At 74.0% G+C, this 20,548-nt stretch carries 20 protein-coding genes; 12 read left to right on the top strand and 8 right to left on the bottom strand.

Features of this window, described 5'->3' with window-relative positions:
• Positions 1-26 precede the first annotated feature (26 nt).
• Genes ABD811_RS27755 through ABD811_RS27770 form a run of 4 tightly spaced genes read right to left on the bottom strand, consistent with a single transcriptional unit; the run spans position 27 to position 2,583 of the window.
• Positions 27-563 carry a hypothetical protein gene (locus ABD811_RS27755; protein ID WP_344953436.1) on the bottom strand — a complete coding sequence of 179 codons (537 nt, stop codon included), beginning with the start codon at positions 561-563 and terminating at the stop codon, positions 27-29.
• Complete coding sequence (locus ABD811_RS27760) at positions 560-823, bottom strand: helix-turn-helix transcriptional regulator (RefSeq protein WP_344953439.1); 264 nt, start codon at positions 821-823, stop codon at positions 560-562. The genes ABD811_RS27755 and ABD811_RS27760 overlap by 4 nt, the downstream gene beginning before the upstream one ends.
• 18 nt (positions 824-841) lie before the next feature.
• Positions 842-1,684, bottom strand: a complete 843-nt coding sequence (locus ABD811_RS27765) for an ABC transporter permease (protein ID WP_344953442.1) — start codon at positions 1,682-1,684, stop codon at positions 842-844.
• The gene (locus tag ABD811_RS27770; RefSeq protein WP_344953445.1) at positions 1,681-2,583 is read right to left on the bottom strand and encodes an ABC transporter ATP-binding protein; all 903 of its coding nucleotides are present in this window, start codon (positions 2,581-2,583) and stop codon (positions 1,681-1,683) included. The genes ABD811_RS27765 and ABD811_RS27770 overlap by 4 nt, the downstream gene beginning before the upstream one ends.
• A gap of 138 nt (positions 2,584-2,721) precedes the next feature.
• On the opposite strand from ABD811_RS27770, the gene ABD811_RS27775 reads away from it, so the two are divergent.
• The 3 genes from ABD811_RS27775 (at position 2,722) to ABD811_RS27785 (ending at position 5,182) form a co-directional block, all read left to right on the top strand.
• Positions 2,722-3,966, top strand: coding sequence for a sensor histidine kinase (locus ABD811_RS27775; protein ID WP_344953448.1), 1,245 nt, complete (start codon positions 2,722-2,724; stop codon positions 3,964-3,966).
• A 47-nt stretch (positions 3,967-4,013) separates the two neighbouring features.
• Positions 4,014-4,856 carry a M55 family metallopeptidase gene (locus ABD811_RS27780; RefSeq protein ID WP_344953451.1) on the top strand — a complete coding sequence of 281 codons (843 nt, stop codon included), beginning with the start codon at positions 4,014-4,016 and terminating at the stop codon, positions 4,854-4,856.
• Positions 4,857-4,996: 140 nt separating this feature from the next.
• On the top strand, positions 4,997-5,182 hold the full coding sequence (locus ABD811_RS27785; protein ID WP_344953454.1) for a hypothetical protein: 186 nt from the start codon (positions 4,997-4,999) through the stop codon (positions 5,180-5,182).
• Here the strand turns inward: ABD811_RS27785 and ABD811_RS27790 are convergent.
• Both ABD811_RS27790 and ABD811_RS27795 read right to left on the bottom strand, forming a co-directional pair.
• Entirely contained in the window at positions 5,179-6,024 is an 846-nt protein-coding gene (locus ABD811_RS27790) for an SWIM zinc finger family protein (RefSeq protein ID WP_344953456.1), read from the bottom strand. The genes ABD811_RS27785 and ABD811_RS27790 overlap by 4 nt on opposite strands.
• Positions 6,024-9,053, bottom strand: a complete 3,030-nt coding sequence (locus ABD811_RS27795; protein ID WP_344953459.1) for a DEAD/DEAH box helicase — start codon at positions 9,051-9,053, stop codon at positions 6,024-6,026. The genes ABD811_RS27790 and ABD811_RS27795 overlap by 1 nt, the downstream gene beginning before the upstream one ends.
• A 339-nt stretch (positions 9,054-9,392) precedes the next feature.
• Here ABD811_RS27795 and ABD811_RS27800 point away from each other — a divergent pair, with 339 nt between their 5' ends.
• The gene (locus ABD811_RS27800) at positions 9,393-10,175 is read left to right on the top strand and encodes an enoyl-CoA hydratase/isomerase family protein (protein ID WP_344953461.1); all 783 of its coding nucleotides are present in this window, start codon (positions 9,393-9,395) and stop codon (positions 10,173-10,175) included.
• A 3-nt stretch (positions 10,176-10,178) separates the two neighbouring features.
• On the opposite strand, the gene ABD811_RS27805 is transcribed toward ABD811_RS27800, so the two are convergent.
• Positions 10,179-10,547, bottom strand: a complete 369-nt coding sequence (locus ABD811_RS27805) for a winged helix-turn-helix transcriptional regulator (protein ID WP_344953464.1) — start codon at positions 10,545-10,547, stop codon at positions 10,179-10,181.
• 104 nt (positions 10,548-10,651) lie between these two features.
• Here ABD811_RS27805 and ABD811_RS27810 point away from each other — a divergent pair, with 104 nt between their 5' ends.
• From ABD811_RS27810 to ABD811_RS27845, 8 genes are all read left to right on the top strand, one after another.
• The gene (locus ABD811_RS27810) at positions 10,652-11,302 is read left to right on the top strand and encodes an NADPH-dependent F420 reductase (protein WP_344953467.1); all 651 of its coding nucleotides are present in this window, start codon (positions 10,652-10,654) and stop codon (positions 11,300-11,302) included.
• Between the two features lie 44 nt (positions 11,303-11,346).
• A complete protein-coding gene (locus ABD811_RS27815; protein ID WP_344953470.1) occupies positions 11,347-12,141 on the top strand; it encodes an SDR family NAD(P)-dependent oxidoreductase in 795 nt (264 codons plus the stop codon).
• A 225-nt stretch (positions 12,142-12,366) separates the two neighbouring features.
• Positions 12,367-13,317: an acyl-ACP desaturase gene (locus tag ABD811_RS27820; RefSeq protein WP_344953472.1), complete on the top strand. Its 951-nt coding sequence runs from the start codon at positions 12,367-12,369 to the stop codon at positions 13,315-13,317.
• A gap of 61 nt (positions 13,318-13,378) precedes the next feature.
• Positions 13,379-14,203 carry a serine/threonine-protein kinase gene (locus tag ABD811_RS27825; RefSeq protein WP_344953475.1) on the top strand — a complete coding sequence of 275 codons (825 nt, stop codon included), beginning with the start codon at positions 13,379-13,381 and terminating at the stop codon, positions 14,201-14,203.
• Positions 14,204-14,276: 73 nt separating this feature from the next.
• On the top strand, positions 14,277-16,193 hold the full coding sequence (locus ABD811_RS27830; RefSeq protein WP_344953478.1) for a serine/threonine-protein kinase: 1,917 nt from the start codon (positions 14,277-14,279) through the stop codon (positions 16,191-16,193).
• 42 nt (positions 16,194-16,235) lie between these two features.
• Positions 16,236-17,561, top strand: coding sequence for a protein kinase domain-containing protein (locus ABD811_RS27835; protein WP_344953482.1), 1,326 nt, complete (start codon positions 16,236-16,238; stop codon positions 17,559-17,561).
• 287 nt (positions 17,562-17,848) lie between these two features.
• On the top strand, positions 17,849-18,628 hold the full coding sequence (locus ABD811_RS27840; protein ID WP_344953485.1) for an electron transfer flavoprotein subunit beta/FixA family protein: 780 nt from the start codon (positions 17,849-17,851) through the stop codon (positions 18,626-18,628).
• Between the two features lie 24 nt (positions 18,629-18,652).
• Positions 18,653-19,603 carry an electron transfer flavoprotein subunit alpha/FixB family protein gene (locus ABD811_RS27845; RefSeq protein WP_344953488.1) on the top strand — a complete coding sequence of 317 codons (951 nt, stop codon included), beginning with the start codon at positions 18,653-18,655 and terminating at the stop codon, positions 19,601-19,603.
• A 54-nt stretch (positions 19,604-19,657) separates the two neighbouring features.
• Here ABD811_RS27845 and ABD811_RS27850 read toward each other — a convergent pair.
• The coding region (locus ABD811_RS27850) for a hypothetical protein (protein ID WP_344953491.1) at positions 19,658-20,548 on the bottom strand (891 nt) is incomplete at its 5' end.

A 20,548-nucleotide genomic window follows, 5' to 3' on the forward strand; every position in this document is an offset into this window, starting at 1 on the left:
AGTCCTTCAGCGCCCACCTGGCGGGATCAGGCGACCTCCGCCTCGTCCTCCTCCTCGGGGGGCGGGTCGGACATGCGCCAGGCGGTGACCAGCATCGGCAGCGACCACACGGTGGCCATCAGCGCGAACAGCAGCACGGTGGCCGCCGCGCTGGGCACCTCCGGCTTGTCCCCTCGCAGCGCCAGGCCGACGACGAAGAACACCACGAGCAGCAGCAGGAGGGTCAGGCGGTGGGCGATGGGGTGGGCGCTCAGCCGCTCGCGGATCTGCCGCTCGTCCAGCAGGTGTACGGGAAGGCTGGCGGTGCCCCGGGTGACGATGTGGATCATTCCCCACAGCTGGGTGCCCAGCGCCAACGCCACCCCCCACAGGACGAACGTGGTGACCATTGCGGCGGTGCTGGGTGCCAGGAACCAGCAGACGACCGCCGCCGCCCACATCAGCCCCAGGCACCCTCCGGCCGCGACCACCAGCCTCCGCCGTCTCTCCCTGGTCTGGTAGCGCGGCGTCTCGCGCTCCAGCACCGTCAGCATCCGTTCCTCGCGCCGGTTGCGCGGCTTCATGATCGGCTCCCGTCGTTCGTCGTGTCCGTGGCGCCCAGGCGCGGGAAGGGGGTCAGCGAGAACACCACCTCGACCGGCACCTCGAAGTAGTCGGCGATGCGCAGCGCCAGATGCAGGCTCGGGCTGTACTCGCCGCGCTCCAGGTAGCCCACCGTCTGGTAGTGGACCTCCAGCGCGGCGGCCAGGTCGCGGCGCGACACACCGCGCTCGGCCCGCAGCATCGCGATCCGGTTGTAGACCTTCTCCTTGTCGGTGGCCATCGGCCAAAGCCTCCCGCGTCAGTACGCGGCGCGCAGGCGCCGCCCGGCCGGCCGTGCCGCGGACTCGCGCCGGGCGGCCCGGCGCAGCAGCGGCGGCGCCAGCAGCAGACCGGCCACCGCCCAGGCGCCCAGGACGGCCGCGGTCTGCGCCGGGCGCCAGCCGCCGCCGATCTCGGCGGCGAGCATCGAGTCGGGCAGGAACACCGAGCGCAGCCCCAGGCCCTGCCAGTACAGCGGGAACGCCTGGGCGACCCACCGCACCGGCTCCGGCAGGGCCGTGATCGGGAACATCACGCCGGAGATCAGCATCAGGCCCGTGATCGGCAGCGACAGGACGCCCGCCGCGTTGCGCGGCCCCGGCAGCAGCGTTCCGAGCGCGGCGCCCAGCGGCGCCACCGCGAGCGTGCCGAGCGTGAGCACCCACGCCAGCGTCAGCCAGTCGTCCGCCGCGGACGGCAGGGTCAGGTCGGTGAACGCCAGCCCGGCCGCCAGCATCGCCAGCACGTACGTGGCGATCTGGCAGAGCACGGCCACCGCCCGCCCGCACAGGTAGGCCGGGATGCCGCCGGGCACGGTGCGCATCCGCAGCAGCACGCCGTCCTCCCGGTCCGCCGTGATGGTCACGGGCAGGTTCAGCAGCGCCACCGAGAAGATCGAGAAGGCGGTGAACCCGGCCGCCATGAGCACCGCCCGGGACACGTCGGTGCCCTCCACGTTCTCGCCACCCTGCCAGTACGCCAGGGCGACGAACACGCCCACGGTGCCGAACAGGTTCCAGGCCAGCTCCCGCCGGTCGCGCAGGAACTGCAGGTGCTCCGCCCAGCCGCGGCGCACCCCCACCATCAGGACCCGTGCGTTCACGCCGCGCTCCTTTCGACCGTGTTCCGGGCGGACTCCACCGTGTCGTGGGCGTGCCCGGCACCCGCGACCAGGCCGAGGTAGGTCTCCTCCAAGGAGGGACGCCGGATCTCCAGACCGGGCACCGGGCCGCCCAGCCGCCGGTGCAGCTCCCAGGCCAGGCCGGACGGGTCGGACGTGCGGGCCGACCGGGGGACGCCGTCCTCGATCCAGCGCACCCGGGAGCTCGCCGCGGCGTGCGCGGCCAGCTCCTCCTGCGTGCCCTGCACCGCGACGCGGCCGCCGACCAGGACGGCGATCCGGTCGGCGAGCCGTTCCGCCTCGGCCAGGTCGTGGGTGGTCAGCACGACCGTCATGCCCTGCTCGCGGGCCAGCCGCTCCACCAGCCCGTGGAACTCGCGGCGCGCCTCGGGGTCGAAGCCGGTGGTCGGCTCGTCCAGGAACAGCAGGTCGGGACGGCCGAGGATGCCCAGCGCCACGTCCAGGCGGCGGCGCTGCCCGCCGGACAGGGTGCCGATCGGCTGGTCGGCCTGTCCGGTCAGCCCCAGCGCGTCCAGCAGCTCGTCGGGGTCCCGCGGCCGCGCGTGGAATTCGGCCAGGTGGGCGACCAGCCGCCGCACCCGCCAGCGCGGATGGTCGCGCCAGTCCTGCAGGACGACGCCGATCCGTCCGCGCCAGGCCTCGTCGCCGTGCTCGGGGTCGGTGCCGAGCACCGTCACCTCGCCCGCCGAGCGCCGCCGGAACCCCTCCAGCACCTCGGCGGTGGTGGTCTTGCCCGCGCCGTTGGGGCCCAGCAGCGCGAACACCTCGCCCGCGCGGACCTCCAGGTCGACGCCGCGCAGCACCTCCGTGCGGCCGTAGCGCACGCGCAGCCCGCGCGTCCTGATCAGTGGATCGCTCATCCGCTTCCCCCGGTCATACAAGTTCCTCGAAAGATAGCAGTATCTCCTTAACGTCTGATAGCAGTAGTACTACATCCCATAAGAATGGTGCAACAGACGGATCGGGGGAGCGGGGCCGGGCGCTGGCAGGATTGGGGGGTGCGATCCCCCCAGCAGTTCCAGAAGCGTGCCGGGCGATGGGTCCGGCCGTGGCGGGGACGCCGCGCGGACGCGGCGCTGGCCGCCGCCATGTTCGTCGTGATGGCCTCGATCGTCCTGGTGGCGCTGGCCCGCGACCCGGGATCCTTGCGCGGCCCGGGGGTCGGCTGGCCGCTGATGATCGTGACGTGCGGGGCGCTGTACTGGCGGCGCGTGCGGCCCGTCGCGGTGTGCGTGGTGACGATGGCCGCCTGCGCGGTGTACTACCCCTACACCGAGCCGGACGGGCCGCTGCTGCTCACGTTCGTCATAGCGCTCTACACGGTCGCCGCCGAGGGGTCGGTGGTCGTCGCGGTGCTGCTCGGCGCCGTCGCCATGGGCTTCGTCGCGTTGGGCGAGCTCAGCAGCACCGTCAACCACCTGCAGGACGCGGCGCTGTGGATGCTGGCCGGGTGGTTCGTCGCGGTCGTCGCGGTCGGCGGGGTGGTGCGCAACCGCCGCGCCTACCTGCGCGAGGCCGAACGGCGCGCGCTGGCCGCCGAACGCGGCCGCGAGGAGGAGGCCCGCCGCCGCGCCACCGAGGAACGCCTGCGCATCGCCCGCGAGCTGCACGACGCCCTCGGCCACAACATCTCGCTGATCAACGTGCAGGCCAACGCGGCGCTGCACGGGCTGGCCCGCGACCCGGGCGGCGCGGAGGCCGCGCTCGGCGCGATCCGGCAGGCCAGCAAGGACGCGCTGCGCGAGCTGCGCGCCACCCTGGGGGTGCTGCGCCAGGTCGACGAGGCCGGCCAGGGCGCGTCCCCGGCGCCGGCCGCGCCCGGGCTGGCCCGCCTGGACGAGCTGACCGGACGCGCCGGGGCCGCCGGGCTGGCCGTGCGCACCAGCGTCGAGGGCGAGCCGAGGTCGCTGCCGCCCGAGACCGACCTGGCCGCCTACCGGATCGTCCAGGAGTCCCTGACCAACGTCACCCGCCACTCGGACGCGGCGTCCGCGCGGGTGCGCATCCGCTACCGCGACGACGCGCTGCACGTGGAGATCGAGGACGACGGCCCCGCCGCCGCGAAACCGTCGCCCGGCGGCGGCACCGGCGTCGACGGCATGCGGGAACGGGCACGGGCGCTGGGCGGCGAGCTGACCGCGCGGGCGCGTCCCGGCGGCGGCTTCCACGTCCGCGCCCGCCTGCCGCTGCGCGAGGGCCGTCCCGGTCCGCGACCGGCCGGAGACCGGTCCGCCACGCCGTGACCGGGGCGGGTCGCCTCGGGCGCGCGGCCGGGGCACCATGGGGGGTCATGAAGGTCTTCGTCTCGGTCGACATGGAGGGCGTCTCCGGGCTGACCGACCCCGAGGAGATGCGCGCCCCCGGCCGCGGCTACGAACGCGGCTGCGAGCTGATGACCGCCGACGCCAACGCCGCCGTCCGCGCCGCCTACGACGCCGGCGCCGACACGGTCGTGGTCACCGACGCGCACGGCATGGGCCGCAACCTGCGCGCCGACCTCATCGACCGGCGCTGCACCCTCGTGCGCGGCCCGTACAAGCCGATGCGCATGGCCGAGGGGCTGGACGCCTCGTTCGACGTGGCGCTGTACGTGGGCTACCACGCCCGTGCCGGGACGCCGCGCGGCGTGCTCAACCACACCTGGATGGGCCGGGAGATCCACAACGCCTACCTCAACGGCGAGGTGGCGGGGGAGATCCGGCTGATGGCCGCCTACGCGGGCACCCTGGGCGTGCCGGTGGGCCTGGTCGCCGGGGACGAGGCCGCCTGCCGTGAGGCCCGCGAGGTGCTCGGCGACGTGGAGACCGTCGCGGTGAAGAAGGGCAGCGACCGGTACGCCGCCGAGCTGGTGCCGCCCGCCCGCGCCCAGGAGATGATCTATGAGGGGGCGCGCCGGGCCCTGGCGGACCCGGCCCGCTGGCGCCTCCACACCGTCCCCGCCCCGTACACGCTGGGCATCGAGTGGAGCTCCACGTCCATCGCCCAGTCCTGCGCGGTGATCCCCGGCGTCAAGCTGGCGGGGCCGCGCGCCACCGAGTTCACCACCGGCGACTACGCCGAGGTCGTCGGGCTGCTCGGGGTGTGCGCGACCATCGGCGGCGAGGTCGGCTGCACCGGCCTGCACTACGACTGAGCGGGTGCGGCCGAGCACGGCGGCGGCGCCGCGCCGGGGCCGCCGCGGGAAACGTTTTGTCGCCCGACCGTAACGGACATGTCGCGTTATGCGTTGACATGTATGTGAACGTCGTTGCAGTCGTACCCCAGGAACCCCGTGTGGCGGTCGTGGACCCCGCGCCGCTGTCGCCCGCGCAGCGCGCCGGTCACGCCTGCGCGGTCTGCGAGAAGCGCTGGCCCCGCCCCACCGAGCGGATCGGCGACCTTCCGGACGGGGCGCCCGTGCTGGCCTGCGTCGAATGCGCCGGGCCGTCGAGCCAGCCCTCGTGCCAGCCGTCGAGCTAGCCGTCGTCGCGGCGCTCGTCGAAGTCGAAGCTCGCCGACGCGAGCGCCTCATAGGCGGGGGCGAGGACGTCCGTCAGCTCACGGCGCCGGATCCGCACCGGCGGGGGAGCGGCGACGCGCAGGATGAAACCGGGGGGCACCGGAGGGGCGGGCGGCCGCTCGCGCAGGTGCGCCAGGCCCGTCGGGGCCGTCCAGAAGCCGGACGGTGACAGCGGCTCGTCGTCCGCACCGTCCGCGTCCATCGGGTCGGGGGAGGCGGCGGGCAGCCGCCGCAACGCCGTGAGCAACTGCTCCTTGGTACGGCCGTTCCACTGCAACACCAGGAACGGATCGTCGTCGAACGCCTCGGCGAGCAGGTAGAGCACCGCGGCGGCGTGCTTGCAGGGGTCGCCGTAGTCCGGGCAGGTGCACATCAGGTGCAGGCCGGCCGCCGACTCGGGGAACAGCGACAACCCCAGCTCCGCCAGCACGTCCTCGATCTCCGGCGGCATCTCCCCGGCCAGCAGCCGCGCCCGGAACACCGCCCGGGACGCCAGCTCGCCCTCCACCGCGCGCCACTCGACCTCCGAGAGCGCGTCGATGCCGACGGCCACCTCGTACGGCTCGTCCACCGAGCCCTGCACGCGCGCGGTCACCTCGTACGGCGCCACTTTGAGATCGATCACCTGGCCCTTGCGGGCGTACGCGCGGCCGCGCTGCAACCGTCCGGTGTCGCCGGACGCCTCGATCAGGTCGACGAACCGCCGCGACCACCACCGCGCGCCGATCGAGCCGCGGCGGGTGCGGGCCCGGATGCCGTCCTCCACCGGGATCGGGTCGCGGTACTCGAAGAACCCGCTCATCAGTCGCTCACCGCCTCGGGGGACAGGCGCAGCACGTCGCGCAGCTCGGCGACCGACAGCTCGGTCAGCCAGTCCTCCCCGCTGCCGACCACCGACTCGGCAAGCGCCTTCTTGCGGTCGATCATCTCGTCGATCCGCTCCTCCATCGTGCCGACGCAGACGAGCTTGCGGACCTGCACGTTCCTGGTCTGGCCGATGCGGAACGCCCGGTCGGTGGCCTGGTCCTCCACGGCCGGATTCCACCACCGGTCGACGTGCACCACGTGGTTGGCGGCCGTCAGCGTCAGCCCGGTGCCCGCCGCCTTCAGCGACAGCAGGAACACCGCCGGCTCGTCGTCCTCCTGGAAGTGCCGCACCAGCTCGTCACGCCGGCGCCGCGACGTGCCGCCGTGCAGCCACAGCACCGGCCGCTCCAGCCGCGCCGCCAGGTACGGCCGCAGCATCGCCCCGAACTCGGCGTACTGGGTGAACACCAGCGCCTTCTCGCCCTGCTCGACGACCTGCGCGCAGATCTCCTCCAGCCGCTCCAGCTTGCCCGACCGGCCCGGCAGCCGCGACCCGTCCTTGAGCAGCTGCGCCGGATGGTTGCAGACCTGCTTGAGCCGCGCCATCGTCGCCAGCACCAGACCCCGCCGCTTGTCCTCCTCGCTCTCGGCGATGCGCTCCAGCATGTCGTCCAGCGTCGCCTGGTACAGCGAGGCCTGCTCGGGGGTCAGGTTGCAGTAGACCTTGATCTCCTGCTTCTCCGGCAGGTCGGAGATGATCGCCTTGTCGGTCTTCAGGCGGCGCAGCACGAACGGCCGGGTGGCGCGCCGCAGCGCCTGGGCCGCGCCCTCGTCCCCGTCCCGCTCGATCGGGATCGCGAACCGCTCCCGGAACGCCGCCCGCGGCCCCAGCAGCCCCGGATTGGCGAACTCCAGGATCGACCACAGCTCCGTCAGGTGGTTCTCCACCGGCGTGCCGGTCAGCGCGATCCGCGTGCGGGCCGGGATGCCGCGGATGGCGCGGGCCTGCCGGGTGCCGCTGTTCTTCAGCGCCTGCGCCTCGTCGCACACCACCCGCTCCCAGGTGACGCGCGCCAGCATCGCCGCGTCGCGGGCCGCCGTGCCGTACGTGGTGACGACCAGATCGGCCTGCGCCGCCGCCCGGACGAGATCGTCGTCGCGGTGCCGCCCCGTGCCGTGGTGGACGTACACGCGCAGCTTCGGCGCGAACTTGGCCGCCTCCCGCTGCCAGTTGCCCACCAGCGACATGGGCACCACCAGCAGCGTCGGCCCCGGCACGGCCGCCCCGTCGCCCCGCCCGTCCCCCCGCTCGTGCACCAGCAGGGACAGCACAGAGACAGTCTTTCCCAACCCCATATCGTCGGCGAGGACGGCGCCGAGGCCGAGACCGTTCATGAACGCCAGCCAGGCCAGCCCCCGCCGCTGGTAGGCGCGCAGCTCGGCGCTCAGGCCGTCCGGGGTCGCCAGCGGGGTGAGGCGGCGGTCGGCCTCGCCGGACAGCAGGTCGCCGAACGCGCCGTCGGCGTCGACGTCGAGGAGCGGGAGGGCGTCGTCGCCGGCGTGGATGACCGCGCGCATCGCCTCGGCGGCGGTCATCCGGCCGCGGCGGGGATGGCGCAGGAAGTCCAGGGCGGCCTGCAGCTGCTGCTCGTCCAGCTCCACCCACTGGCCGCGCAGCCGCACCAGGGGCGTCTTGAGCCGGGCCAGCTCCTCCAGCTCGTCCTCGTCGACGGTCTCGTCGCCGATGGCCAGGTCCCAGCGGAAGTTCACCATGCTGCCCAGGTCGAACCCGGACGACGCCGCCGCGCCCGAGCCCTCCCCGTCCTGCGCGCGGGTGGTGAGGCGCATGCCGAGCTTGGCCTTGCCCGCCCACTGCGGCAGCAGCACGCCGAAACCGGCGGCGGCCAGCATCGGCGCGGCCTGCCGCAGGAAGCGGAACGCGCCCGCGGTGTCGAGGGTCAGCTCGGCGGGAGTGGGGGAGTCGAGCGCGGCCGTCAGGTCGGGGAACAGGCGCAGGGCACGTCCCAGGCCGGTGAGCAGCGTCTCCTCGGCGGCCGCGATCGACGTGGCCTCGCCCGCCCAGACCGTGGCGGCCGGGACGTACAGGCTGGGGTCGTCGGTGCCCTGCAGGGCGAACTCCACGCGCCAGGCGTCGTCGTCGGCCTCCTCGTCCGCGTCGCCGGGGGCGTCGGGGACGTCCGTCGTGGCGGCGCCGGGCTCCACCAGGCGGAAGCACACGCGCAGCGGCCCGGCGGGACGGCGGGAGGCGGCGGCCCAGGCGTCCAGCTCGGCGATCAGGTCATCGGCGTCGTCACCCGGCTCGCGCGGCACGCTGAAGTTGGGGCCGGTCAGCGCCTCCACCCAGCGTTCGGCCAGCGGCACGCGGTCGGGCGCCTTGCCGCGGCGCGGCGGCAGCAGCGGATGCGGCACCACGCCCCGCACGGCCGTGTCGACCAGGCCGGACAGCGCCTCGCGCAGCACCTCGACGGCGGGACGCCCGCCGTCGGCGGCGCGGCAGGCGGCGGGCATCGCGCGCGCCAGGTCGGCGAAACGGGCGGGATCGTCGATGACGGGACGCCACCGCGCCACCAGGTCGCCGTCCTCGCGCAGCAGCGCCGGCAGCACCTGCCCACGCCCGGCCAGCCGCATCGCCTCGTCCGCCAGCAGGCACAGGAATCGCAGGTCGCTGCCGGGGACCACGTCGGCGCTGTGCTCGGCCAGCTGCAGCAGCGTCATCGCCGGGAACGGCTCCAGCACCAGCGCGGGCACCCGCCAGGCCCGCAGCTCCTCCGGGACGACGCCCTCGGCGCCGCACTCCGGGGACGGCAGCGGATGATCGCCATGCGTGGGCAGCGTCATCGTCAGCTCGACGCGGAACGCGCCCTTCACCAGCGGCTCGTAGGAGGTGCCGGTGAAGTCCCGGGTGGCGAACGGGTGCACGTCGGGATGCGGCCGGTACGGGCCGGTGCGCTCCGCCCACAGGCAGAGCGCGCCCCCATGCCAGGTGGCGTGCGCGACGAGCATGAAGAGTGATCCCCGAGAGAGCCGTTACCGAGCGTCCCCGAAGCTACCAGCGAGGACCGACACCGGAGGACGAGCAACCGCAACGGAGCGCAGCGGAGTGAGGATTGCTCGTCCGACTGACGGGGGGTGTAGGGGGGTCGCCCCCCACAGGACAGCGTGGCCGCAGCGGAGTGAGGATTGCTCGTCCGACTGACGGGGGGTGTAGGGGGGTCGCCCCCCACAGGACAGCGTGGCCGCAGCGGAGTGAGGATTGCCCGTCCGACTGACGGGGGTGTAGGGGGTCGTCCCCCACACGGACATGGTTAGGCTCGGGGCGTTGTTCGATCACGGGAGGTCGTTGTGGGCGAGTTCGTGCGTGTCGAGGTGGAGGACGGCATCGGGACGATCCGGCTGGACCGGCCGAAGATGAACGCCCTGAACGCGTCGATGCAGCGGGAACTCGTGGAGGCGGCGCGGGAGGTCACCCAGGACGAGACGGTGGCCGCGGTGATCCTCTACGGCGGGGAGCGGGTGTTCGCGGCGGGCGCCGACATCAAGGAGATGGCGCCGCTGTCGTTCGCGCAGATGTCGGGCGCGCCCTCGCGGCTGCTGCAGGACTTCACCAAGGCCCTGGCGGCGATCCCCAAGCCGGTCATCGCGGCGATCACCGGTTACGCGCTCGGCGGCGGCCTGGAGGTGGCGCTGGCGGCCGACTTCCGCGTCGCGGGGGAGGGCGCCAAGGTGGGCCAGCCGGAGATCCAGCTCGGCATCATCCCCGGCGCGGGCGGCACGCAGCGGCTGGCGCGGCTGGTCGGTCCCGCCAAGGCCAAGGACCTGATCTTCTCGGGGCGGCACGTGGCCGCCCCCGAGGCGCTGGCCATGGGCCTGGTCGACCGCGTCGTGCCGGACGCCGAGGTCTACACGGCGGCGCGGGAGTGGGCCGCGACGTTCGTCGGCGGGCCGGCGCTGGCGTTGCGCGCCGCCAAGCAGGTGATCGACGCGGGGCTGGAGGTCGACCTGGAGACCGGCCTGGAGATGGAGCGGACGCAGTTCGCCGCGCTGTTCGCCACCGAGGACCAGGCGACCGGCATGCGCAGCTTCATGGAACAGGGGCCGGGCAAGGCGACCTTCACCGGCCGCTGAGCCTCACCAGTCGTCGTCCGGGGCGGCTCGCCGCTGGGCGGCGAGGACCTCGTCGGCGTGGCGGGCGCTCCAGCGGCCCAGGGCGGTGATCGGCTCCAGGAGGCCGCGGCCCGGCTCGGTCAGCTCGTACTCCACGCGCGGCGGGGCCTCGGCGTAGCGGCGGCGGGCCACCAGGCCGTTGCGCTCCAGCCGGCGCAGCGTCTCGGTGAGGACCTTGTGGCTGATGCCGCCGATGCGGTCGCGCAGCTCGCCGGGACGCGTCGGGCCGTCGCGCAGCGCGTACAGCACCACGCTCGTCCACGTGCCGGACAGCAGGTCGAACCCCAGGCGGGCCTGGCAGTCCGCGAGGAAGACGTCGTCGGTGGTTCTCATGGCGTCGTCCACAGCCTGCCCCTTCCGATGCGCACCCGGGGGTGCGTAACGAACCGCCTAGCGTCCCGTCCGAACGTATTCGACGGGACGACCGGGAGGTCGGGATGCGCATCGGGACACTGGGCGCCGGGAACATGGCGGACGCGCTCGCCACGCAGTGGGCACGGGCGGGCCACGAGGTCTTCGTCGGGGCGCGAACGCCGTCCAAGGCGGAGGCGCTGGCGGCGCGGATCGGCGCGGGCGCGCGCGGCGGGACGCTGGGTGAGGCCGCGGAGTTCGGCGAGGTCGTGCTGCTCGCCGTCTGGTGGGAGGGGGCGCTGGACGTGGTGGAGGCCGTGGCGGACGCCCTCGGCGGGAAGGTGCTCATCGACTGCACCAACCCCACCGGCCCGCCGGACTTCACCCTGCGGACGGGCGACGGGCCGTCGGCGGCGCAACGCATCGCCGACGCCGCCCGAGGCGGTGCCCGCGTGGTGAAGGCGTTCAACACCTGCCACGAGAGCGTGTGGCGCCTGACGCCGCCGGTGTTCGACGGGCGTCCCCTGGGCGTCCCCCTGTGCGGGGACGACGCCGACGCCCTGCGCGCGGTGCGGAGCCTGGTGCGCGACATCGGATGCGAGCCCGTCGACGGGGGCGGCCTGGACCGGGCCGGGCTGCTCGAGGCGACGACGGCGTTCGCGATCGGCGTCTGGGCGGCGGGCGGGGACCCGGCGGCGATGTTCCCGCCTCTGGAGGTGGCCGCGGGAGCTCCGTGACTGTCCCCGGTCAAAGGGTTTGTCAATGGATAGCATCGGCCGCCATGCGAAGCCCCTTCCCCCCGGGCTCCTCCCACACCGCGTACCGCACCGCTCTCGTCACGGGCGCGTCCAGCGGCATCGGCGAGAGCTTCGCCCGGATCCTGGCCGGACGCGGCACCGACCTGGTGATCGTGGCCCGCCGCGCCGCGCGGCTGGACGAGCTGGCCCGCGAGCTGGTGGAGCGGTACAGGGTGGCCGTGGAGGTGCTGGCCGCCGACCTCACCGACCCGGGGCAGCGCGGCGAGGTGGAGCACCGGCTGCGCGCCGAGCCGGTGGAGCTGCTGGTCAACAACGCCGGGTTCGGGGCGTTCGGGGCCTTCGCGGGGCAGCCGCTGGACGACCAGCTCGCCCAGGTGGAGCTGAACGTGCTGGCGCTGATGCGGCTCACCCGCGCCGCGCTGCCGGGGATGGTGGAACGGGGCCGGGGCGGGGTGCTGAACGTCTCGTCCATGGCGGGGTTCACCCCGTCGCCCGGCAGCGCCACGTACGGCGCCACCAAGGCGTTCGTGACGGCGTTCTCCGAAAGCCTGCACGCCGAGCTGGCGGGCACGGGCGTGCACGTGACGGCGCTGTGCCCTGGGTTCACCCGTACCGACGAGACCCAGGAGTCCAGCCTGCTGTGGCTGCGCCGTGAGGACGTGGCCCGCGCGGGGCTGGACGCGGTGTCGGCGGGGCGCGCGTTGTGCGTGCCGGGCGCGCAGTACAAGGCGGCGCTGCCCGCGTTGAGGGCGATGCCGCGTTCGCTGCTGCGGGCGGCGGTCAACCGGATGTGGCGCCAGGCCGCCGACACCCGCTGACGGCGGCGGGGGCGCCCGGTTTCGCTCGTCTCCGGGGAAAAGCGCCCGGTTCCACTCGCCCCCACAAGAAAAAGCCGGGGGTGTTTGTGGCCGTCGTGACTAGCAGTACGGGCCGGACGGTCGACAGCATCGAACCTACGGTTCCGTAGGCTGTGGCCGCCCGGCACCAGGGCCGCCGTCATGCCGCGGGCTCTCCGCGTCCCGTCCCTGAGCGAAAGAACACCGATGCCCGAGACGTTCGACGACAAGTCCCAGTTGCGCCTGATGGTGGATCTGGAGCCGGTGGTGGCGAAGGAGCTGGACCGTCACCTGTCGATGGCCAAGGAGTGGTTTCCGCACCAGTACGTCCCGTGGAGCCAGGGCCGCGACTTCGACGGGCCCCTGGACGGTGAGCCGTGGAGCCCCGAGCAGTCCGCGCTGAGCACCGAGGCCCGCGAGTCCCTGATCGTCAACCTGCTGACCGAGGACAACCTGCCCGGCTACCACCACGCCATCGCCACCGTCTTCGGACGCGACGGCGCGTGGGGCACGTGGGTGAACCGCTGGACGGCCGAGGAGAACCGGCACGGCATCGTCATCCGCGACTACCTCACCGTCACCCGGGCCGTCGACCCGGTGGCGCTGGAGCGGGCCCGGATGAAGCACATGGAGCTGGGCTACGAGGCGACGCACGGCACGAGTTTCCTGCACGGGGTGGCGTACGTGTCGTTCCAGGAGCTGGCCACCCGGGTGGCGCACCGCAACACCGGCACGGCGTCGGGCGACCCGGTGTGCGAGCGGCTGCTGGCGCGGGTCGCCGCCGACGAGAACCTGCACATGATCTTCTACCGGAACCTGCTGGACGCCGCGCTGGAGATCGACGTGGACGCCACCGTGCGGGCGGTCACCGACGTGGTCAAGGCGTTCCAGATGCCCGGCCACGGCATCGACGGGTTCCTGCGCAAGTCGGTGATCATCGCCAACGCGGGCATCTACGACCTGCGGCTGCACCACGACGACGTGCTCAGCCCGTGCCTGCGCAAGTGGCGGATCTTCGAGCGGACCGACCTGGGGCCCGAGGGTGAGAAGGCCCGCGAGGAGCTGGCGGAGTTCATGACCGGGCTGGACACGGCCGCCGCGCGGTTCGAGGAGCGGCGGGAGGAGCGTCGCGCCAGGCAGGCGGCCCGACGCGGCTGATCGCCGATCTTGTCCTTGTCCGGTCAGGAACGTCCGCCCCGTTCTCGGCGTCAAAGGGGATATGGGGACGCCTCCGCGACTCGGTGAGCACCGGCTGCTGGACGAGATCGGCCGGGGCGGCACCGCCGTGGTGCACCTGGCGATCGACGCGTTCGGCCGCGAGGTCGCGGTCAAGCGGCTGCGCCCGGAGATCGCGGCCGACCCGGCGGCGCGGCGCCGCCTGGCCCGGGAGATGGCCGTGCAGGGGCGGGTGCGCAGCCCGTACGTGGCGCGGCTGCTGGACGGCCGGGTGGACGCCGACCCGCCCTACGTGGTGATGGCCTACGTCCCCGGCTGCCCGCTGAGCGAGCTGGTGGAGTCCTACGGGCCGCCCCGCCGTGACCGGCTGCGGCGGCTGGCCCGGGGGATGGCGCTGGCGGTGGCGGCCGTGCACGACGCGGCGGTGCTGCACCGTGACGTCACCCCCGGCAACGTCATGGTGCACGGGGACCGTCCCACGCTCATCGACTTCGGCATCGCCCACGACGCGGACGCGGGGCAGACGACCCGTCCCGGCATGGTCGTGGGCACACCCGCCTACCTGGCTCCCGAGCTCATCGAGGGCGAGCCCGCCACGACCGCGTCCGACGTGTTCGCCTGGGCGGCCACGGTCGCGTTCGCCGCGACGGGGCGGCCGCCGTTCGGCCGTGGGTCCCTGGAGGGGGTCTGCTTCCGCATCGTGAGCGGGATGGCCGACCTGGACGGGGTGGAGGAGCCCCTGGCCGGACTGCTGCGGCGGGGGCTGGACCGCGACCCCCGGCGGCGCCCGTCCGCGCGGTGGTTCGCGGGGGCGCTGGCGACGGAGGACGTCGGCGCGGCCGGGCCCGTCCCGTACGTCGCGGCATGAGGACACCTCTGGGAGGAGCGCCGTCCGGATGGATCCTGCCGACGAGATGGGCGAAGGTAGGGTTTCGTAAGCGATGAAGGGGGTTGTCACGTCCGGGGACCGAATAGGCCATTACCGCGTACTCCAGACGCTGGGGGAAGGCGGCATGGGCGTGGTGTACCTCGCCGCCGATCCCGAGGGGCGCAAGGTGGCCATCAAGGTGCTGCGTCCGGCCGTGGCGGGGGACACCACCGCCCGGCGGAGGCTGGCGCGCGAGGTGGACTCCATGCGGCGGGTGCACAGCCCGCACGTGGCGGAGATCCTCGACGCCGACGTCACCGCCGAGCAGCCGTACATCGTCACCCAGTACGTGCCGGGCCGCACCCTGGAGGAGGCCGTCGAGGCGGACGGGCCGCGCTACGGGCAGGCGCTGCAGCGGCTGGCGGTGGGCCTGGCCTCGGCGCTGTCGGCCATCCACGGCGCCGGGATCGTGCACCGCGACCTCAAGCCGGGCAACGTCATGCTGGTCGACGACGAGCCCATCGTGATCGACTTCGGCATCGCGCAGGCCGCCGACGCCACCCGGCTCACCGCCACCGGCATGGTCATCGGCACCCCCGGCTACCTCGCCCCGGAGATCATCGAGGGGGAGGACGCCGGGCCCGCGTCCGACGTGCACGCCTGGGCCGGCACGGTCGCCTATGCCGCCACCGGGCGGCCGCCGTTCGGCTCCGGCACCTTCGAGTCGATCTTCTACAAGATCATGCAGGGCGCGCCGGACCTGGACGGGGTGCCCGAGGCGCTGCTGCCCGTGCTGCGCTCGGCGATGGCCCGCAACCCGGCCGAACGGCCCACCGCCGTGGGGCTGGTGCAGCTCACCCGGCGCATCCACTTCGAGGCCACCATCACCGACACCACCCGGGTGGACGAGCACTACCCGCGGCCGGACAGGACGTCCCAGCAGACGGACGCCTCGTCCGACCACTCCCGGGTGTTCTCCATGCCGGGGCCGGCGCCGGTCCCGCCGACTCCGTCGCCGCCGCCCGTCTCCGCCGAGCCGCTGCCCGCTCCCACGCCCGCGCCCGCTCCGGCGCAGCCCAGTGACTTCAAGGGCCTGCTGCCCCCGGCCGCGCCGCCGCCCGCACCCGGCCCGTACGAGACGAACCCCTATGAGCCCGCTCCCTACGAGCCGAACCGGTACGAGCCGTCGCCGTACGACCAGCGGGCGTACGCCCCGTACCACCACGACCCCGCCCAGGGGCAGGCGCGCCGCGCCCAGCCTCCGGAGCAGCTTCCCCCGCCCGCGCCGTACGACCCGTACAACCAGGGCGCCGCCGGCAGGGACCTCGAACGGCGCCGCCCGACAGAACCCGCGCGCCGCCCGGACGAACAACCCCGCCGCAAGCCGTACGGCTGGTACCGGGTGCTCAGCTTCATCGTCCTGGTGGCGCTGCTGGGCTTCGCCAACATCGCCCCCCTCCTCGCCGTGGGCGTCACCATTGTCGGCGTCCTGGTGCTGCGCATGGCGGACAAGGCCGCCCGCCGCATGGAGGACAAGCGCACCCGGCGCGGCCCACGATCCGGCGATGCGGTGGCCGCGGCGTTCAAGACGCCCCTGCACCTGCCGGGGGCGGTGCTCGTCACGGTGCTGCTGGCATCGCTCGCCGTGTTCGCGGGCCTGGTCCTGCTGGCGGTGCTGATGTTCGCCAACCCCGACATGACGGCCTCGCGTGCCATCGCGTACTCGTCCATGGCCGTCATCGTCCTGCTCACCCTGGCTCCGGGGAGCGCCCCGCCACGGCGCCAGCTGGCGCGCACCTGGGGAGCGGTGCTGCCCCGCACGGACGCCGCCCTGGCCGGGGTGCTCATCCTGGGCCTGTTCGCCGGGGTGCTGGTGGTGCTGTCCCGGGGGCAGCCGCCCGACACGACCCCGCTGGGCGGGATGAGCCAGTCCCTGGAGGGGCTGCGCAGCGACGTCCACGACCTGCTCACCGGGCTCCCCTTCGTCTGAGTGGCCCCTCGGGGGGCGCCCGGTCGGTAAGGTGGCGAGCCGATGAGCGGGGAGACCAGGCAACGACAGCAGATCGGCCCCTATCGGCTGCTGGCCCGGCTGGGCGGCCCCACCGGGACGATCTACCGGGCGGCCGATCCCAGTGGGCGCGACGTGGCGATCCGGCTGCTCCCGGACGCGGCGGTCCCGGCCCCACGCGAACGTCTGGGCCGCGACCTCGAACGCATGCGCGAGGTGCTGAGCCCCTACGCGGTGGACGTCCTGGACGGCGACGCCTCCGCCGACCCGCCCTACGTCGTCAGTCGTTTCGTCCCCGGGCAACCGCTCACCGACGTGGTGGCCGAACACGGGCCGTTGCAGGGCGCCGCCCTGCACCGCCTGGCCCTCGGCATGGCCAAGGCACTGGCGGCCGTCCACGAGGCGGGGCTCGCCCACGGAGCGTTCGGCCCCGACACGGTCCTCGTGGTCGACGGCGCCCCCGTTGTCACCGACTTCGGCATCGCCGCCCAGAGCGACGACGGGGCGGCCGAGGACGTGCACGCCTGGGCGCGGACGGTCGTCTTCGCCGCGACGGCCAAGCTCGGCGACACCGACGACACCGGCACGGCCCTCGCCATCGGGGCGGGGAGCGTGCCGGAGCCGCTGTGGCCCGTGGTGGAGGCGGCGCTGTCGGCGCGTCCGCCGTCGGCGGCGGAGGTCGCCGAGGCGGTCGCCGCGCTCGACCTGGGGCCGGCCTCGCCCCCGCCGTCGATTCCCGCCCCGGCGGCCGCGACGCGCGGCCCGGCGCGTTCGGCGCCTCCGGTGGCGGCGTCCGGGCGGCCGCGGCAGGCGGCGGCGGTCGAACGGGGGTGGGCGCGGCTGCTGTCGGCCATGGTGGTCGTGCTCGCGGTCGGCCTGGCGATCATGCTGCCGCTGGTGGGAGCGCTGGTGTCGGTGGTGGCGGTGGCCGTGCTGCGGCTGCAGGCCGCGGCGGACCCCCGGGCCCGGCTGTCGGCGCTGGCCCGCACGGCGGCCACGCTGCCGTACGCGGCGGTGTTCGCGCTGGTGCTCGGCGGCGGCCTGATCGCGCTGTCACTGTTCCGCGTGGAGGCCGACCCGCTGGGGGTGTGCGGGTTCGCCGTGGGCGCCGGGGTGTGCGCGCTGTGGACGGCGCCGGGCGTCACCGGCCCGTACCGCCGGCTCGAACAGTGGTTCACGGCGGTTGCCCGCTCGCCGCGGCGGCTCGCAACGGCCGGGGTCGCGCTCGGCGTGCTGGCCTTCCTCGCCGTGGTCGGCGCGATCTCCCTGACGCCCAGCCTGGCGCCGATGTACGGGCTGCAGACCTCGACGGAGAGCCTGATCGGCCGCCTGCAGGCCGCCCTGCACTGACCGTCCCGCAATGTGATCTCGATCACCCTCGGGTCGCGGGATCGCCCAGGTCGCGGCGGTCGCGGCCCGGTCCCGTAGATCGCCGTGAACGGCGAGTTTGCGCCCCGATTACCCGCGGGTAACATGAGGTGCGCAGCCGGAAAACCGTCCCCCGGGGCCGAAGCCCGTTCGGGAGTTTGGCAGGCTGTGAGGCATCAGCCCGTCGCGTCGACCCGTTGCAGGGGCGGCGCCTCCGAGCCGCTTTACCTCAGCGGCCGAACTGAGTGCAGGGAGGTCGGCCACCGGCCATGAACATCGTCGTCCTGGTGAAGCAGGTTCCCGACACCGAGAGCCCGCGCAAGCTCAAGTCCGAGGACAGCACGCTGGACCGTGCCGCCGCGGACGGTGTCATCAACGAGCTCGACGAGTACGCCATCGAGGAGGCGCTGCGCATCAAGGAGGCCCACGGCGGGGAGGTGACCGTCCTCACCATGGGCCCCGACAAGGCGACCGACTCCATCCGCAAGGCGCTGGCCATGGGCGCGGACAAGGCCGTGCACCTCGTCGACGACGCCCTCGCCGGCTCCGACGCGCTGCAGACCTCCTACGCCATCCAGCAGGTGCTGGGCCGCACCGGGTTCGACCTGGTGGTGCTGGGCTCGGAGTCGACCGACGCGCGCACCGGGCTGCTGGCGGCGATGCTGGCCGAGCGCCTCGGCGTTCCGCAGCTGTCGCTGGCCAACAAGGTGGAGATCGACGGCACGTCCATCACCGTGCAGCGGCAGACCGACTACGGCTTCGACAAGGTCGAGGCGAGCCTGCCCGCGGTCGTCAGCGTCGTGGAGAAGATCAACGAGCCGCGCTACCCCTCGTTCAAGGGGATCATGGCGGCCAAGAAGAAGCCGGTGGAGACGCTCGGCGTCGCCGACGCGGGCATCGACGCCGGCCAGGTGGGGCTGGCCAACGCGGCCACCGCGGTGGTGGACTTCGCCGAGGCCCCGCCGCGCAGCAAGGGTGAGATCGTCACCGACGAGGGCGACGGCGGCGTCAGGATCGCCGAGTTCCTCGCGTCGAAGAAGTTCGTCTGAGCGGGGAAGGGGACACGCGAACCGATGGCCGAGATTCTCGTCCTCGTCGACCACGTCGACGGTGAGGTCAAGAAGGTCACCCTCGAACTGCTGACCCTCGCGCGCCGCCTCGGCGAGCCGGCCGCGGTCTGGGTCGGCCCGGGCTACGAGGGCGCCAAGGACAGGCTGGCCGAGTACGGCGCCGCCAAGGTCTACGTGGCCGCCGACGAGGAGCTGACCTCCTACGTCGTCGCGCCCAAGGCCGCGCTGCTGGCCCAGCTCGTGCAGAACGGCTCGCCCGGCGCCGTGCTGGTCTCGGCGACCGGCGAGGGCAAGGAGATCGCCGGGCGCCTGGCGGTCAAGACCGGCTCCGGCGTGCTCACCGACGTGGTGGACGTCGCCGAGGGCTTCGTCGGCGAGCACTCGATCTTCGGTGGCGCGATCATCGCGCACGCCAAGGTCACCAAGGGCACGCCGATCATCGCGGTGCGGCCCAACTCGATCGCCCCCGAGGCCGCCCCCGCCACCCCGGCCGAGGAGCAGGTCTCGGTGACCCTGTCGGACACCGACAAGGCCGCCCGGATCGTGGAGAAGGTCGTCCAGGAGAAGGGCGAGCGCCCGGACCTGACCGAGGCCGCGATCGTGGTCTCCGGCGGCCGCGGCGTCGGCGGCGCCGAGAACTTCAAGATCATCGAGGACCTGGCCGACTCGCTCGGCGCGGCGGTGGGCGCCTCCCGCGCCGCCACCGACGCCGGCTGGTACCCGCACCAGTTCCAGGTCGGCCAGACCGGCAAGACCGTCTCGCCGCAGCTGTACGTGGCGGTCGGCATCTCAGGCGCCATCCAGCACCGGGCCGGCATGCAGACCTCCAAGACGATCGTCGCCATCAACAAGGACCCCGAGGCGCCGATCTTCGAGCTGGTCGACTACGGCGTGGTGGGCGACCTGTTCCAGGTGGCCCCCCAGCTCACCGAGGAGATCAACAAGCGCAAGTGAGCGCCTGACACGCCAGACGCCCCCGCCGGCCGGCCCGGCGGGGGCGTCGGCGTGTCAGCTGCGCGTCGCCGAGGGCGCGGGGTAGGGGATGGCCTTGAGCACCTCGGGCCTGATCATGCCCTGGAGCGCGGTGTAGGGGATGCGATGGGCCGTCTGGCCGCACGCCATCTCGTAGGCGCCGAGCTCGGGGGCGTCCACCAGCACCTCCAGCTCACGGGCCGTCAGCGCCATCTGGACCTTGGTGCTGTCGAGGTCGGCGGCCGTGAACGCCGGCGGCCGGTCGGCCAGGCACGTGCCCGCCGCGCGCTCGCGTACCCGCGCGGAGAACTCCGCCAGCCCCTGCCGGGTCAGCATCGAAGGCAGGAAGATGTCGGCGGTGCGCAGAGTGCCGCCCGTCGTGAGGTCGACCGTGACGGTACGGGCCCGGCTCCAGCTCGAATGCCACAGCGTCGGCGACCGCATGGCGAAGTCGTAACGCACCGACGCATAGCGCGGCCCGTTGAGGCGTACGTGCGGACGGACGGTGACGGACGAGTTGGCGTCGGTGCCGGGGCCGTTGGCGAGCGCCGAATGGTAGGCGTTCTTCTGGGTGTCCACCGGGCCGCGCAACGCGGCGTTGACGCGCTGCACCAGCGCGGCGTTCGCACTGCCCCTGACCTGGGCGAGCTGCCCGGACATCGACAGCGGCAGCGAGGCCGAGGTCTCCTGCCACGCGGCCAGGGAGACGCTCAAGGGCGGAGTACGCGGACGCTCGGGCTCGTCGGCCGTCGCCACGTAGACGGCGCCCCCGGCGCCCGCCACCACCGCCGTGCCCGCCACCGCGAGCGCCGCCTTGCCCACGAGGCCGCTCGCCACCCCACCGCCGGCCGCGGCCGGCTCGGCCGCTCCGCCCCCGGCCCCCGCGGCGGCACCGCCCGCGCCTGAGGCCGCCGCCCCCGATGCGGC

It is taken from the genome of Actinomadura miaoliensis (genome assembly GCF_039536785.1).
GTDB classification, from domain to species: domain Bacteria; phylum Actinomycetota; class Actinomycetes; order Streptosporangiales; family Streptosporangiaceae; genus Spirillospora; species Spirillospora miaoliensis.

Excerpts from the sequence above, each read along its gene's own strand:
- ABD811_RS27795 (WP_344953459.1), bottom strand. The coding sequence starts at position 9,053 with ATGCTCGTCGCGCACGCCACCTGGCATGGGGGCGCGCTCTGCCTGTGG.
- ABD811_RS27830 (WP_344953478.1), top strand. The coding sequence starts at position 14,277 with ATGAAGGGGGTTGTCACGTCCGGGGACCGAATAGGCCATTACCGCGTA.
- ABD811_RS27825 (WP_344953475.1), top strand. The coding sequence starts at position 13,379 with ATGGGGACGCCTCCGCGACTCGGTGAGCACCGGCTGCTGGACGAGATC.
- ABD811_RS27755 (WP_344953436.1), bottom strand. The coding sequence starts at position 563 with ATGAAGCCGCGCAACCGGCGCGAGGAACGGATGCTGACGGTGCTGGAG.
- ABD811_RS27805 (WP_344953464.1), bottom strand. The coding sequence starts at position 10,547 with ATGAGAACCACCGACGACGTCTTCCTCGCGGACTGCCAGGCCCGCCTG.
- ABD811_RS27770 (WP_344953445.1), bottom strand. The coding sequence starts at position 2,583 with ATGAGCGATCCACTGATCAGGACGCGCGGGCTGCGCGTGCGCTACGGC.
- ABD811_RS27760 (WP_344953439.1), bottom strand. The coding sequence starts at position 823 with ATGGCCACCGACAAGGAGAAGGTCTACAACCGGATCGCGATGCTGCGG.
- ABD811_RS27820 (WP_344953472.1), top strand. The coding sequence starts at position 12,367 with ATGCCCGAGACGTTCGACGACAAGTCCCAGTTGCGCCTGATGGTGGAT.
- ABD811_RS27815 (WP_344953470.1), top strand. The coding sequence starts at position 11,347 with ATGCGAAGCCCCTTCCCCCCGGGCTCCTCCCACACCGCGTACCGCACC.
- ABD811_RS27840 (WP_344953485.1), top strand. The coding sequence starts at position 17,849 with ATGAACATCGTCGTCCTGGTGAAGCAGGTTCCCGACACCGAGAGCCCG.
- ABD811_RS27835 (WP_344953482.1), top strand. The coding sequence starts at position 16,236 with ATGAGCGGGGAGACCAGGCAACGACAGCAGATCGGCCCCTATCGGCTG.
- ABD811_RS27790 (WP_344953456.1), bottom strand. The coding sequence starts at position 6,024 with ATGAGCGGGTTCTTCGAGTACCGCGACCCGATCCCGGTGGAGGACGGC.
- ABD811_RS27780 (WP_344953451.1), top strand. The coding sequence starts at position 4,014 with ATGAAGGTCTTCGTCTCGGTCGACATGGAGGGCGTCTCCGGGCTGACC.
- ABD811_RS27845 (WP_344953488.1), top strand. The coding sequence starts at position 18,653 with ATGGCCGAGATTCTCGTCCTCGTCGACCACGTCGACGGTGAGGTCAAG.
- ABD811_RS27810 (WP_344953467.1), top strand. The coding sequence starts at position 10,652 with ATGCGCATCGGGACACTGGGCGCCGGGAACATGGCGGACGCGCTCGCC.